This window comes from Thermosyntropha lipolytica DSM 11003 (assembly GCF_900129805.1).
Lineage (GTDB): Bacteria > Bacillota > Syntrophomonadia > Syntrophomonadales > Syntrophomonadaceae > Thermosyntropha > Thermosyntropha lipolytica.
The window spans coordinates 1-13,761 of sequence record NZ_FQWY01000046.1; the positions used below are offsets into that span (position 1 = coordinate 1).

15 protein-coding genes, 1 tRNA gene and 2 pseudogenes are annotated in these 13,761 nt (G+C 41.0%); 9 read left to right on the plus strand and 9 right to left on the minus strand.

The window, feature by feature from the left end; all coding sequences use genetic code 11:
• Positions 1 to 281: pseudogene (locus tag BUB92_RS11575) on the plus strand (hypothetical protein); the annotation flags it as partial.
• A gap of 436 nt (positions 282 to 717) precedes the next feature.
• Here the strand turns inward: BUB92_RS11575 and BUB92_RS09880 are convergent.
• The 3 genes from BUB92_RS09880 to BUB92_RS09895 form a co-directional block, all read right to left on the minus strand.
• Positions 718 to 924, minus strand: a complete 207-nt coding sequence (locus BUB92_RS09880; protein WP_143156929.1) for a hypothetical protein — start codon at positions 922 to 924, stop codon at positions 718 to 720.
• Positions 917 to 1,888, minus strand: a complete 972-nt coding sequence (locus BUB92_RS09885) for a stalk domain-containing protein (RefSeq protein WP_073093333.1) — start codon at positions 1,886 to 1,888, stop codon at positions 917 to 919. Before BUB92_RS09885 ends, BUB92_RS09880 begins: the two co-directional genes overlap by 8 nt.
• A gap of 278 nt (positions 1,889 to 2,166) precedes the next feature.
• Positions 2,167 to 4,098 (minus strand): beta-propeller domain-containing protein, encoded by a 1,932-nt coding sequence (locus BUB92_RS09895; RefSeq protein ID WP_143156930.1) that lies wholly within the window; start codon positions 4,096 to 4,098, stop codon positions 2,167 to 2,169.
• 240 nt (positions 4,099 to 4,338) lie between these two features.
• On the opposite strand from BUB92_RS09895, the gene BUB92_RS09900 reads away from it, so the two are divergent.
• Positions 4,339 to 4,569 (plus strand): YkuS family protein, encoded by a 231-nt coding sequence (locus BUB92_RS09900; protein ID WP_073093350.1) that lies wholly within the window; start codon positions 4,339 to 4,341, stop codon positions 4,567 to 4,569.
• 73 nt (positions 4,570 to 4,642) lie between these two features.
• On the opposite strand, the gene BUB92_RS09905 is transcribed toward BUB92_RS09900, so the two are convergent.
• Positions 4,643 to 4,726: transfer RNA gene (locus tag BUB92_RS09905), tRNA-Leu, on the minus strand.
• A 251-nt stretch (positions 4,727 to 4,977) separates the two neighbouring features.
• Between BUB92_RS09905 and BUB92_RS09910 the strand changes: the two genes are divergently transcribed.
• From BUB92_RS09910 to BUB92_RS09940, 7 genes are all read left to right on the plus strand, one after another.
• A complete protein-coding gene (locus BUB92_RS09910) occupies positions 4,978 to 5,346 on the plus strand; it encodes a hypothetical protein (protein ID WP_073093337.1) in 369 nt (122 codons plus the stop codon).
• A 5-nt stretch (positions 5,347 to 5,351) separates the two neighbouring features.
• Positions 5,352 to 5,774, plus strand: coding sequence for a helix-turn-helix domain-containing protein (locus BUB92_RS09915; protein WP_143156931.1), 423 nt, complete (start codon positions 5,352 to 5,354; stop codon positions 5,772 to 5,774).
• Positions 5,767 to 6,423, plus strand: coding sequence for a sigma-70 family RNA polymerase sigma factor (locus tag BUB92_RS09920; protein WP_159432330.1), 657 nt, complete (start codon positions 5,767 to 5,769; stop codon positions 6,421 to 6,423). The genes BUB92_RS09915 and BUB92_RS09920 overlap by 8 nt, the downstream gene beginning before the upstream one ends.
• Positions 6,410 to 7,687: a PBSX family phage terminase large subunit gene (locus BUB92_RS09925; RefSeq protein ID WP_073093341.1), complete on the plus strand. Its 1,278-nt coding sequence runs from the start codon at positions 6,410 to 6,412 to the stop codon at positions 7,685 to 7,687. Before BUB92_RS09920 ends, BUB92_RS09925 begins: the two co-directional genes overlap by 14 nt.
• Positions 7,688 to 7,702: 15 nt before the next feature.
• Positions 7,703 to 8,581, plus strand: a complete 879-nt coding sequence (locus tag BUB92_RS09930) for a hypothetical protein (RefSeq protein WP_073093342.1) — start codon at positions 7,703 to 7,705, stop codon at positions 8,579 to 8,581.
• Between the two features lie 445 nt (positions 8,582 to 9,026).
• Positions 9,027 to 10,457 carry an allantoinase AllB gene (gene allB, locus BUB92_RS09935; RefSeq protein WP_073093344.1) on the plus strand — a complete coding sequence of 477 codons (1,431 nt, stop codon included), beginning with the start codon at positions 9,027 to 9,029 and terminating at the stop codon, positions 10,455 to 10,457.
• Positions 10,458 to 10,484: 27 nt separating this feature from the next.
• Positions 10,485 to 11,045, plus strand: a complete 561-nt coding sequence (locus BUB92_RS09940; RefSeq protein ID WP_073093345.1) for a cysteine hydrolase family protein — start codon at positions 10,485 to 10,487, stop codon at positions 11,043 to 11,045.
• A gap of 52 nt (positions 11,046 to 11,097) precedes the next feature.
• Here BUB92_RS09940 and BUB92_RS09945 read toward each other — a convergent pair whose 3' ends face one another.
• From BUB92_RS09945 to BUB92_RS11395, 5 genes and pseudogenes are all read right to left on the minus strand, one after another.
• A complete protein-coding gene (locus BUB92_RS09945; protein WP_073093346.1) occupies positions 11,098 to 12,081 on the minus strand; it encodes a GGDEF domain-containing protein in 984 nt (327 codons plus the stop codon).
• 117 nt (positions 12,082 to 12,198) lie between these two features.
• Positions 12,199 to 12,444 (minus strand): DinB/UmuC family translesion DNA polymerase, encoded by a 246-nt coding sequence (locus tag BUB92_RS11580; protein WP_423230211.1) that lies wholly within the window; start codon positions 12,442 to 12,444, stop codon positions 12,199 to 12,201.
• A pseudogene (locus tag BUB92_RS12030) lies at positions 12,442 to 12,543 on the minus strand (Y-family DNA polymerase); the annotation flags it as partial. The pseudogene BUB92_RS12030 and the gene BUB92_RS11580, both read right to left, overlap by 3 nt.
• Positions 12,544 to 12,592: 49 nt before the next feature.
• Entirely contained in the window at positions 12,593 to 13,396 is an 804-nt protein-coding gene (locus tag BUB92_RS09955; protein ID WP_073093348.1) for an N-acyl homoserine lactonase family protein, read from the minus strand.
• A 68-nt stretch (positions 13,397 to 13,464) separates the two neighbouring features.
• Complete coding sequence (locus BUB92_RS11395; RefSeq protein WP_143156926.1) at positions 13,465 to 13,674, minus strand: hypothetical protein; 210 nt, start codon at positions 13,672 to 13,674, stop codon at positions 13,465 to 13,467.
• Positions 13,675 to 13,761: the final 87 nt, after the last annotated feature.

Here is a 13,761-nt window from a genome sequence, read left to right on the forward strand (position 1 = left end):
CGGTAGAAAAAGTAGATGAGGAAATCCTTATAGAATGTATAGAGAAAATACTTCCTGAGAGGAGGGAGGACCTGATGACCTTAGCGGAGAAGTGGAGAAGAGAGGGAATAAAAGAAGGAATAGAGAGAGGAATAAGGGAAGGTAGAGAACAAGGGATACAGGAAGGTATAGAAAAAGCAGCCCTGAATGCTTTGCGAGAAGGATTAGATGTAAAGCTTATTTCTAGATTGACAGGACTTTCCGTAGAGAAGATAGAGGAGTTAAAGAAAAAACTGAATTAAAAAGTACAGGGGGACGGTATAAATGCCAACAGCACAAAAGAACCGTCTCCTTGTGTCCACAAAAGTTATCCCATTTCTATCCTCAAGTATTTACCTGAGAGGAAAGCAACTGAATAATTTTGAAAAAACCCTTAAGTGGGGAGGGGAGAGGTATGCCCAAAATGAGGTGTTTTAGCAAAGATGTAAGCTATATAGAGATAAAAATGGCAATAAAAACCAAAAAATCATCTTCGCAAGAAGACATGAAAAAGATTGAATTTCCATAGGTTCAGGTAAGCGATTTCCTTCTTCTTGGGCAATCGAAAATTTTGCTTAAACTGGTTTGAATTAAATAAAATTACGAAAAAGCTCAAGTCCCCTTTTTTAGCAGGTTCTTGAGCTTTTTTAGCGCAAAACTTCCAATTGAACCCTGAAAGAACCGTCCCCTTGTGTCTTGTCAGGGAATAACTCTTAAACCTTGAGGGGAAGTTATATATCCCCCTTTTAACATATTATAAACTTCCTCACTTAAAGGAGTAAATTGTCCAACCGGAACTGAAACAGCTAAAACCTGTAAAGGTAATATAGAAAAAATAAATAAAACTAATAAACCTAAAGTAATTATTAACTTGCTTCTATTTCTCATTTTATCACCTCTACTCATATTTACCATTTCTTATATAACCATCTTTATAATCATCTATAAATATCACATCTTTAGTTATATCATTATCATCAGTTGTCCAGCCAAAATTATGCGCCCGCCAAACTTCATAAACATTAGGGTCTTTAGTAGGTACTATGAAATACCAGTAATATATACCCCTATGAGTTCCAGTATCATACCACTTTATCAAGTCCAAAGAAATCATAGCATTGGGATGTCTTTGTCTTAATATTTCTACAAAAGGCATCAATGCTTTATCTTTAATTTCATGATAAGGTGAGTCTCCCCATTTGCTTGGATATTTTGACACAAAAGGATTTCCAGAAGTTATAGCATCTACCTGCCTCTGAAATTCCCTTATTGCCTCATCAGTTAGACCTTTACTTAAATCTATATACCCGCCTTCTATTTCTTTTATCATCTTACCCATATCTGGTTTTGTCTTGCCTTCTGGATAAACTATTACATACTGTCTTTTGTTATCCCACTCAACCTTAAATCCTAAACCTTCAGCTACATAACGGGCAGGTAATAAGGTTCTTTTAGCTACTATTACCGGTGCTACATCCATGTTTACAGGATTTCCATTTATTCTCATTGTTTTGTTCCCTATCATTAACTCTATCTTATTCTTTCCCTGTAAAGTCGCTACCCTGCTTCTATTATCCCACTTAATATTATCATCATTAACCCCTAATGCATTGCCTAAAAATCTAACAGGAACAAAGGTCCTGCTGTTTAAAATGCGTGGAGTTACATCCATTCTAGCTTTAGTTATATTATTGGTTTTCAAATCCTGCACATAATAAAAATGGTCGCCAATCTTAAATATTACTAAACTGTCATGTGTTCCTACCTTTTCATTCTGAGCGGCTGCATTATCAATGGAAATTGTAGATAAACCTAATACTAAAATCAGTATTAATACCAGAAAGTTTTTCCCTTTGATTTTTTTTAACATTTTGTTTTCTCCTTTCAATTTGTAATTTTTAATTTTAAACTATTATAACAAGGTATTAATAGTTTAAAATTTTAAGGTGGATATTTATATAATAAAGTTTCTGTAATAAGTACAACATATGGGACAGTAAATCCTGCCCTCAATAGGGTATATAAAAAATAAAAAAATAATTTTAATAAAATAAAAATGCTGCCGGTAAGCCGAAGGCTTACCGGCAGCTGGCGGAAAACCCTTGCGGGTTTTCCGCCACCGGGCACAAGAACATATGTTTCAGAAATTTATTTAATATTTAAACTCTGTATAAGGCTTAAGTTTTGCATATTATAAGCCTTTATAATAGATGGAGAAATAGTATATAAGGTATCTCCGATATAAATAACCCGCTTGATGTTTTTATCGCTTTCATACCAGTAATCCCCGGCTTTAAGGTAATCTTCCTTTTCCAGGTGGGTGATGGTGCCTTTGAGCTTAAAGCCGGTTTTAAGATCTATACTGTAGATATAGGCTCCCTGGAAAGAGAAGCTTCCATATGCAGGTATTCCGGTGGTGGGGTCAGTTTTTTGCCCTGGTTTTAATTTCATTACGGTAACCGGGAAAGCTAAGATATTTTTTTCTTTGGAAAAGAGCAGGGCCTTGTGGTTATTGAGAAGCTCTGATTCGGTGCCCCTATCTCCGATGATTACTTTGCTCTTTTCCACTGGATTATTTACATCACTTACATCAAAGAGGGCTATTTTCATGCCCTGATAAAAAGCCTGGCCTTTTATTTCTACCGTATCCTTGCCGAAACCTATGATGTGGTTTTCATCATAAGGATGCAGGTAGTCACTGTATCCCGGTATTTTTAACAAGCCTAAAATCTGCGGTTTTTCCGGGTTTTTAAGATCGATTACGAAAAAGGGGTCAACATTGCGGAAGGTTACCATATAAGCCCGGTCGCCCATAAAACGGGTGGAATAAATCCTTTCCTTAGGGGCTATTCCTTCCAGTTTGCCTATAAGCTTTAAATCTTTATCCAGTATATAAATGTTGTTTTTGGAGGTATATTCATCATCTCTCCAGATATCACCACTGGTGGTAGCGATGCGGAAGTTATCCTCATATTCATCCATGGAAAACTGGTTTAATATCCTGCCTTTTACTTCTGCTTTACCGGCATACAGGGTTTTTCCCTGCTTTAGATTAAATTTGTAAATCAGAGTTTTACCCTCTTCTTCCTCGGGTTTTGCTGTATTGGCATCGCTCATGATGCGGTATACAGGTTCTCTGGTTAAAGCGATATAGAGATTCTGGGGTGAAGCATATATATTTTCACTATAACCCAAATAGGCTTCTACTGCTGCCGTGTTCACCATGTCATCAAGGTTAAAACCTACTAATACTAGATAGGAGGAAGAAATGTTATCCGGGAAATATCTGATATTGGCACAGGGTATTTCCTGGAAATCACGGCTGCTTTGGTTGTTAGTATCTCTGTAGGCCGGCAGTTCTACTTCTTTTATCCCCTGATACCAGTAAAAATGATGGTTAGCTACCAGATAGACGGCATTTTTTATTTTGCGGGAAGACAGGAGATATCCTTTTACTTCGACCTCCCTGATTTTTTGCGGATGTTTAGGTTCTTGTACATTATAAATTATAACTTTAGTAGTAACTGTGCTGAATGGAGGTGGATAAATCTGGGTTCTGGCATAAGGAACCGGCATTATATGATGATGAGGCAGGTTATTGCTGGTTCCTAATACTACCAGATAGTTTTTTTCCAGATATATTTCGGATGGATAAAAATTAGGGTCATCAAACTTTATCCGGGATATTAACTGCATATCCGGGGCTGGTACCGCTTTTATGATGTCTATGGCATCGTTTTTTACATAATAGATGTAGTTGCCGTCGGTTTTTACGATGTCAGCTTCATCTACTCCTCTTACCTGAATATTGGTGGAAGAATAATCAGATGAGCTTTGGTTAGTAGATTCCGGCAAGGATGTTTTAGCCTGGCCTCCTTCAGCATCTTTTAGGGCGCGTACCGGCATGGAATAGGCGTGTTTTTCAAGCAATTTAACCATATTGTCCATACTCCCTACTCGGGGCAGATCTTTTTCTATGAAGCTGGCTTTGGTTTGCCCGCATAATACTTGACTACTGGCTAAAACTAGAATTAAAGAGATTATGAGTAAAGGCCAACGCGGAAATTTTAGTTTCATCATTATCACCCTCCTTCTTGTAGATATATACGAATGCGGGAGGGAAAACCTTACATCATGCAAATGGAATAAAGGAGGCAAGGTTTTATGAGATATATAAAAAATATTTTAAGCGGTATTTTATTGGCTTTAGTTTTGGGAATAATATTATTTTTTATGGGAAGGTAGGAAAGGTTCATGCAAGAATAAAGAGGGGGGAGGGGAGCATAATAAATAAAAGATAAAAAAATGGGAGGTATAAGTTTGCCAAAAGTTATTGCCGTAGAAGATAACCTGCAAGAAGTAAAAAGTTTTTTAGCCAGCAAAGGCTGCTATGTGGTAGATGCCAGTGAAGTAAACAGAGAAAAGGTAGATGCTTTTGTCATATCGGGGGATAGTGATCTTAGTTCTTCGCGAGAAGCTATGGATAAAAGCCTGGTGATCAATGTAAATGGCAAGACTATGGAAGAACTGTGGGCAGAGATTGATAGTTAGAAAAAATTAGCGGCTCGTAAAATAAGGAGGCTTTTTGCCTCCTTAAATATTTATTTTATATTTTCCTTATGTATGGTGCGGATGAAGGGACTCGAACCCCCACGGATAAACCGCCAGATCCTAAGTCTGGTGCGTCTGCCAATTCCGCCACATCCGCACGAATTTTGTACATCACATATTATAACTGCTGGTAAAGGGATTTGCAATGTTGTTTTAGATGATTAATATACCTCTTTCCCTGGTAACTCAAGATTACCAGACAGCTCGTTTTTTGTAAAGACTGTAAAGCGATGTCTTGTTGCTGTCTTTTCACGAATAACCGATTTGCCGGGTATTATAGATTAATAGAAGGGCGGGAGTCGTCACAACGGCTTCGGCTTTTCGTAGTTTCTGGTAAGGAGTGATTATATGGCTAACAAAAAGAGGGATGCGGTTATTCGTGATTTTAAGGATGCTGTCAGGGAAAACACCGCCTTGCGGTCAAAAGTCAAAGTTATATCGCTCTACTATCTGCTTCCGCGGTATTCGCCGGTAGAACGCAAAGTGATAAGTCGGTTTATTAACGACCTATCTGAGTTTGTTTCGGAGATTACGCCTACTGAGCTTAACCTGCTTGCCGAGATAATGCTATCCGAGGATGATGAATGGTTACACGAGTACATGTTAACGGAAGAAGAGCGGAGAGTAAGAGAATTGATTAAACGCGGTTACAGCTATAAGGTGGCCGCGGCGATTCTGCAGGGAGAGGAACTGCAGCGCCGTAAGAAACGCAGGTGATGCAGATGCCTATAGTTGGTTGGTTGTACGGTGAACCGGCAGTTAGTGTTATTAGTAAGCTGGAAAAGCAGATGGAGCTGGAGTATTACCGGAAGCTTTACGATATTGCTAAATTGGTCTTAACTCCAGCCCAGCGAGAAGTTCTGGAACTGTATATAGCCGGCCTGACGGTGACTCAGATAGCCGAATACCGCCACAGCCGCAGATATGCTGCTGTCTGGCTGCTTGCTACAGCTATGGAAAGACTCAGTATGTGGCGTGGTTTTTACGATATGCTCCTCTATAATGCTCACCAATATGGCCAGCCTATCCCGGTCGAGCGCGCTGCGTGGATCGCTGCTGAACTCACGAGTTCCGCTCTGAACCGCTATGCGCCTGTGGTGTTTGCGCCGAAATATATCCAGGAGAGAGATGATGTTGATGGCTAAGGTTTTTCCTGTGGAACCGGAGAAGCTTGATTATATTAACGGCCGCCTTGTTTTTGATAATAATCAAGCTTCTGAATTGTCGCCCGAGGACAGGGTGCGCCTAGATGAGGCGCTGGCACGGCTCTCTCCTCGGGAGCGGGAGGTTTTTGAGCTGGTGGTGGGCCGTATGTTTTCCCACCGGGAAACTGCGAGGATGCTTGGGATTTCGCACGGTAATGTTCAAACTTTACTGCAGCGGGCCTGGCGTAAGCTTGCTGTATATCAGGAAGGTGATGTATATGAGTCGACAGGTAAAACCGGAACGCAGCGGCTGGCGGGCCATAAGTATGATGATATTGCCGCAGCGCTGGGCGTGTATCCTACTACTGTTAAACGCTGGATGACCCAGCCGGTAATAAAAGCAGAGATGGAGAGGCAAAAGAGAGAGATAGCCGAGCAGGCCCGCGATGCGCTGGTATTTGCGGCAACCAGGGCAGTGCATACGCTTGTTGACCTTTTGGATTCAGAGAAAGAACGCATGCGTTTTGATGCGGCCCTGGCTATTATCGACAGGCTTGACCTGTTTGCCTATTCTAATACCCATCAGGCCGCTCTCCAGGAACTCGTTGCCAGTTTACGGGAGTTAAGGTATAATAATGGAAATAGTTAACAGTTTGAGTGAAAAACAGCTGGGAAGTATTCTGCAGGCTGACAGGCGGATTAATATATGGTCGGGTGCGGTGCGTTCGGGCAAGACGGTAGCAAGTCTTGTAAGGTGGCTTGAGTTTCTGGCTGCCGGTCCTCCCGGGCCAGTAATGATGGTCGGGAAAACAGAAAGGAGCCTAAAGCGCAATATCCTTGATTTGCTTGCTGAATGGCTTCCGGGCGCTGTAACCGTTAACCTGGGCCGCGGTGAGGCCTGGATTTTAGGTCGTCAGTGTTATTTGGCCTCAGCTAATGATGAGAGGGCGGAGGCTAAGCTGCGCGGGATAACGCTGGCCGGTGCCTACGGTGATGAGGTGTCTACCTGGCCGGAGAGTTTCTTCAGACAGCTCCTAGCGCGGTTGTCGTTACCGGGAGCCATGTTTTTCGGTACCACCAATCCCGATGGGCCGCGGCACTGGCTTAAGCGGGAGTTTTTAGACAGGGCAGATGAACTGGACCTGGCAGTCTTTGATTTCTCACTATTTGACAATCCTTTCTTACCCGTTTCTTATGTCGATGCGTTAAAAGCTGAATATACCGGTGTCTGGTACCGGCGGTTTGTTTTAGGTGAATGGTGTGCTGCCGAGGGAATGGTTTATGATTGTTTCGATGAAAAGAGGCATGTGGTTGGCGAGTTCCCGGTGACAGGTGAGGCGGTGATTGGTGTTGATTATGGCGCCAGTAACCCGGCCTGTTTTGTGCTGGTTATAGCCAGTAGCCGGAGCGGGCCTTTTTATGTAGCCCGGGAGTTTTATCACGACCCGGCGCGTACTCTCAGGCAGAAGACGGACGAGGAACTGGCTGCTGATTTGGAATGTTTTGCTGCCATGTCGCCGGTTCCGGTTAAGCATGTTTTTGTTGACCCGTCGGCGGTGAGTTTTATCCAGGCCTGCCGGAGGCGCAGGCTGCCGGTTGCCAGGGCTAATAATAAGGTGTTGCCGGGTATCAGGCTTTTGCATAATCTGCTGGCTCAGGAGAAGGTTTTGATTCATAAGGATTGCCGGGCTTTGATTGATGATATTTATAGCTATAGCTGGGATAGCCGGGCGCAGACGCACGGCGAGGATAAGCCTGTTAAGTCTGATGCTGTAAGCCATGCTGTTGATGCCCTGCGCTATGCGGTGGCGAGTTTTTACACGCCGCCTGCGGCCGGTAGGACTGCGCAACAGGAACTGCCCTGGCCGCTGCAGGATGACGCTGTTGCAACTGATTATTTGAGCTGGAGGTAAACGGGAGGGTTGGTTATGGAGTCTTATGTGGTTTTGGTTTTATTTATATTAGCTATATTAACGTTTTTAGGGCTGCTGTGGTCATTTTATCACACGTTCTTGTCTCCTTTCATAGAAGACATAAAGGAAGCCATACCTTTGACCTTGAAGAAGCATTTAAGAGCGAAGGAAGAGGAAGTGTGGGCTCTGGAAGGACAAATCAGAGATATGACGGAAAATTTGCACAATGCTACATGGATAAATGAGCGTCTATGTGCAGTAATGGTTTGTGAGCCATCCTGTGCCAGGGATGAGCATCCAGTTCGCTGGATATATAAAAGGTTTGAAGGAGATCTTTATTACAACTGGGATAGTAACTATGTCAACTATACTAAGCGGAAATGTAAGCCCAAGGAAGCTATACTCAATATTCTCCTGGATTATTTCTACTACAAGAACCCGGAGATGCCCAGGATTACAGAGTGCCGTCCCTGTCACCCAAGCAGAGGAATGCCCTGGCTGGCTAAAGTAATAAAGGAAGGTGTTGTTGATGAAGAGACGGCTATGAAGCTGCTTTACCAGCGCTGGGTAGAAGGTTATTTTCCTTTTGATGAGATGGCAAGTATTAAAAAACAACTGTATCCGGAATTTGGCCCTATTGTGTATCGTCACTACTATTACTTGTATGACCCGGATGTGTATTATTATGAGTATTATTACAATTACTCAGATGAGTATATACGAGATAAGTATTGTGGCAGCCACTCTTTTTACATGAACGACGAAACAGAAGAGATAGACTGGGAATATGAAGATATCGAGAAAACGACAGCAGAATTTTTAGAACGGTTAGGACAGGAGCAATACGCGGTACTTGTCGATTGGCTGTTAGGCAAGCTGCAACCAGCTGAGTAGGAGGCGTTAAAGTGTCTTATAAAGATGTTACACCAGAAAACCTGGCTGATAAGATTCAAACTTTAATAAGCCTTGTTCGAGTTCTTTAAAGTCTTTTACTGGTGGTTAATAATTTATACATTTAATTAACTACAAACAGGTTTATTTCCACAATACAGGAGGGCAAGAGACCCACCTTCATTTTTTTAGTTAACCGTTGTCAACGGCCACCCCTGGAATATTTTTACACAAGGCTTCTCTTCTTCATCTTTAAGCTGTTCCCTTCCTTATTTTCTTTTTTCTATACTCCCCTTTGCTTGCCCAAAATTTAATACGCTCTTCCATTTAATAAAAAATGACATTATAAACAAAATATACCTGAAAAAACTTTGCAAAAAAAATTGGTCATAGAGAAAAACTAAAACTAGTTTATTATTAAATTTTATATTATGAAGGGGTTGAAAATATGCTTGATACTATAGTTAAAAATGCTATGATACCCCAGGGCGATGAGCTGGTTAAGGCCAATATTTTAGTAGAAGATGGAAAGATTGTTGGCATCACTCGCAAAGAGTTTGAAGCACGAAATGTTATTGATGCAGAAGGCAATATGGTATTACCGGGATGTATTGATTCCCATACCCATTTTATGGATCCCGGCTTTACCCATCGGGAAACTTTTACTACTGGCTGCCGGGCAGCTGCTTATGGTGGAATTACTACGGTTATAGATATGCCCTGCTGCAGTGTTCCTTCGGTTCGTGGAGTTCCTGAAATGGAACATAAACTGGAAGCCATTAAGCCGCAGGCCCTGATTGATTTTGCTCTCTGGGGAGGAGTAACGGGTGAAGATGTAAGGGAAGAAAAACATTTCCGCATAGTAAGGGAACAGGCAGAAGCCGGAGTGGTAGCATTTAAAGTTTATATGACTCCTTCGGTCCCTTCCTATCCACGGGTTACTGATCCGGAAATGCTGGAAACCTTTAAAGCCGTAGCCGAAACTGGCCTTCCGGTTGGCATCCATGCAGAGAATTTTGCCATGACCGATTTCTATACGCAAAAATTTATTCGCGAAGGTAGGCTGGATGCCCCGGCCTGGGCAGAAGCCAGATCAATTTTAGCTGAAAAAGTAGCTATTGAATTAGGCATAAGCTTTGCCGAAGAAGTAGGAGCTAGGCTCCATATTGTGCATATGAGTACAGGAATAGGGGCCAGGCTGGTAGGAGAAGCTAAGATGCGGGGTCTGGATGTAACTTCGGAAACTTGTCCCCATTATTTAGTCTTGAATTATAAAGATGCCATGAGTGAATATGGCGCTTTTGCTAAAATAGCTCCTCCCTTGCGTACGGAAGAGGATAATGAGATATTGTGGGAAGGATTGCAGAATGGCAGTGTAGATTTTATTGCAACTGACCATGCTCCTTACGAAATAGCAACTGAAAAGGCTAAACAGGGCATGACTATCTGGACAGCTTTTCCTGGAATCCCTGGAGTCGAAACTATGGTTCCTATTTTGGTAAGTGAAGGGTACAACAAAGGACGGCTTACCTTGTCGCAGTTAGTTGATGTTTTAAGCCGCAATGCAGCTATCCATTATGGACTCTATCCCAAAAAAGGAGCTATGTTTATAGGTTCAGATGCTGATTTTACAGTTATTGATCTGGATAGAGAATGGATAATAAATAAGGAAGACCAGCAGAGTATGGCTAAATATACTCCTTTACATGGCATGAAGCTTAAGGGAAAGGTAGTAAAGACTATTGTGCGAGGAAAGGTAGTTTTTGATGAAAAGAAGGGAATAATGGTTAATCCTGGATATGGTCAGTTTGTAAAAAGGCAGACTATAAGCAAATTAGATAAGGTAATAAGATTTCCTTCCATAAATGATATCTTTTAAAAATAAAAATTTAAGGAGGTAGTTTTTATGCCGGAAAGACATTGTATAACTATTATTGATATGCTCAATGATTTTATAGGACCTAAAGCTCCTTTGCGATGCCCAGGAGGGGAAGCGATTGTTCCTAATTTACAGAGACTGGTAAAATGGGCTCACGAGCATGAAAATGTAAGGGTAGTTTTTGTTCAGGAAGCCCATCGTAAAAATGATGCCGATTTTAAGGTAAGGCCGGTGCATGCTATAAAAGGAACTTGGGGATCTGATTTTATACCTGAATTAAGGCCGGATGAAGAAAAAGGCGACTATATTGTACAAAAAAGAAGGCATAGCGCCTTTGCCTATACCGATTTAGACCTGTATCTCAGAGAAGAAGGATGCGATACGGTAGTAGTTACTGGAGTTTGGACTAATGTCTGCTGCCGTTCTACGGCTTCTGATGCTTTGTACCGGGCTTATAAAGTTATTGTTATCAGTGATTGCAATGCTTCCGCTACGGAAGAAATGCATCAATCAGGTTTAAGGGATATGGCTTTGTTTGCTGAGGTTATTACTCTTGATGAATATATGAAAAAATATGATTATTTATAAACTATAAAAATTAAGAAAAACAAGGGGTTTTGGCCAGTTATGGTAAAGCCCCTTATTTTTTAGTGGGATTTTTTTCAGCATACATGCGTTTGTCTGCCAGTTCTACTAAAAAATAGGGATTATCTTCTTCTTCAGGATATACAGCTATTCCCATGGATACACTTTTAGAATAACCTAGATTAATGATGGCCTGACGCAGACGTTCTACTATATTTTTCGCCAAATTGTAGCCTACTTCTGGCAATATAACGGCAAATTCATCGCCTCCGTAGCGGAATACCATATCCGAATCCCGCAGATGGTGGAGCAGAGCCTGGGCTACATCTTTTAGAGCTTGATCTCCAACTAAATGGCCTTTTTCATCATTTAATTTTTTAAAGTCATCTAGATCTATCATTACCAGGCTAAAATGTTTTATAGGACTTTTAGGCGAAGTTAAAATATGCAAGATGTCAAAAAATACTTTATGGGTATATAAACCGGTTAGTCCGTCTTTGGCTGCCGCTGAGGTTAAAGACCTTATTTCATCATAGATGAGTATGTTGGCGAAAATAGCTATAACCGATATAGTAGCTGCCAGATGGACAAAAGTTCGGGGATGAAAACCGGTTAAAATTGCCAAAAGCAAAATTATTCCCCAGCTCAAGGCAACGGCTCTAAACAGTTTTTGCCGGGAGGGATGTACAGCAAAAATCAGTAAAGGCAGAGCAAAGCCCAAAATGAAAGGTGAGGCAAGCCCGCCGGAAAAATAACATAATATAAACACTATGGCATTATCACTTAGAGCCGTAGCCAGATTGGGATAAGAGAGAATATGATGCAGGGGCGGAAAAAACAGGATCATTCCTGCATAGGCTATTAACAATGCTAAGATAGCTAAAAACTTCAGGTCATAAGCAGGCTCAATCAGCAAGTACAAAATTAATCCTATAATCAGCACTAGAAATCGTAACCTAGCTATAAGCTTTTCCTTATGCAGTTTGGTTTTTTCCTGCCATATTAATTTAAGATTATTTTCCATATTTTTCATATCCATAAAGTATACCGCCTGATTTTATAGGAATTGAAGTTTATTTTAGAACACAAATAAAAAATATACAAGAGGATTTCCAAATAATTTCCAATTATGTTTATATTATTATGTAGGTCTTTTTTATTTTATGTTATCAGATTTTAATAGACGGGCAGGTATGATTTTGACTTCTGGAAATCTGGTTTTCAATTCATCTACGATTTGATCAAGGTTATGCGAAGAGAGCTCGAATAGAGAAAGCTGTTCGACCTCCCACCTGACCAGATTGCTGCTTTTTATGCCGATGAGCCTTATTTTTTTGTTCCTCAGGTCAATTTTTTCTATGAGATTGCTGGCTACAGCAAAGATATCCATATTGCGATTTATCGGTTTTCCCTTAAGGGAAGGATTGTCGCGCTGTTCTACCGAAGCATAAAAAGCATCTAAATCACAGTGCAGTATATCCATTTTGTTTTCCCCGAACATTTGTTTTATAAATTATATTATACCTAAAACAGGTAAAAAAAAGACTTTTTTAAAAAGATGTTTGTTCTTTAAGAAGTCGGACATCGTGAGAATGAACAACATATTTACATTCTTTTTTTATTTGGGCCGGCGATGCGGGCGACGGGGAAGGAAGATCCAGGGCTTGCCTGGAAAGGAGAAAATTTTTAATTTCTTCCCGGGTAGATGGAGGCCAGAATTTATCTTTACCTCGGCCTTGCCGGTATTTTTCCCAGAATTCTTCAGGTATATTTTTCCACCACTCGCCATAATCAAACAAGGCATCTCCTAGAATGGCTATTTTACCTTCTTCAGTATCTACGGTTACTACTTGATGCCCGGCGGTATGTACTCCGGTTAGATGAACTTCTATACCGGGAAGTATCTCCTTTTGGCCGTTTATAAGCGTGAAACGGGATAAGGCCGGCATGAAATGGCGGGCACAAAAGGCGGTTTCGGCATATAAAGGAAGATTTAAAAGTTCTTTTACTTCGCCAGCCTGCACAAAAATTTGCGCTTTAGGGAAATAGGAAATTCCTCCCGTATGGTCCCAGTGCAGATGGGTTTGAATTACAGCTGAAATATCTTCCGGATATATGCCTTGATTATGCAGGGCATTGACCAGCTCTTCTTCCGGTTTCCTTTCATAGGTTGATTTAGAACCGGGGAGGGAAGAAGGTTCAAATCCCGTGTCTATCAGTATATTTTGGCCTTCCGGGCTTTTTAACAGAAATACAAAGCTGGGTATTTTTATGCTTTTCTTAAAAAAATTTTTCCCGCTGGCCAGGGTAATTATAAAAGAACCGTTATATATAGGGATGACTTGATATTTCACAAGCAAAAACCTCCTGGGCATTTTAATAGATAAACAAAATATGCTATGCAAAAAATTTAATTATTTACTCAAATTTCGCAGTTTAAAACAGGCATCAAAGCCCTAATGTATGCTGGTTGACCAGCAATCCAATATCGAACTTGACACAAAATTTCTGCGTATAAATCCTGGGAAATTTTTTTGCGCAGTTCGGCAATAAAAAGCAAAAGATACCGTATGGCGGTCTGGTAGTCAATATCCTGTACCTCATCGCAGAACAAGGCGTTTTTTATTGTCAACAACAATTTTTTTGCTCAGTTACCCCCGATTTATTGCTGTTTGAGCAGGGTTTTCTGGATGCGAAACTTGAGTTATTTATATAATTC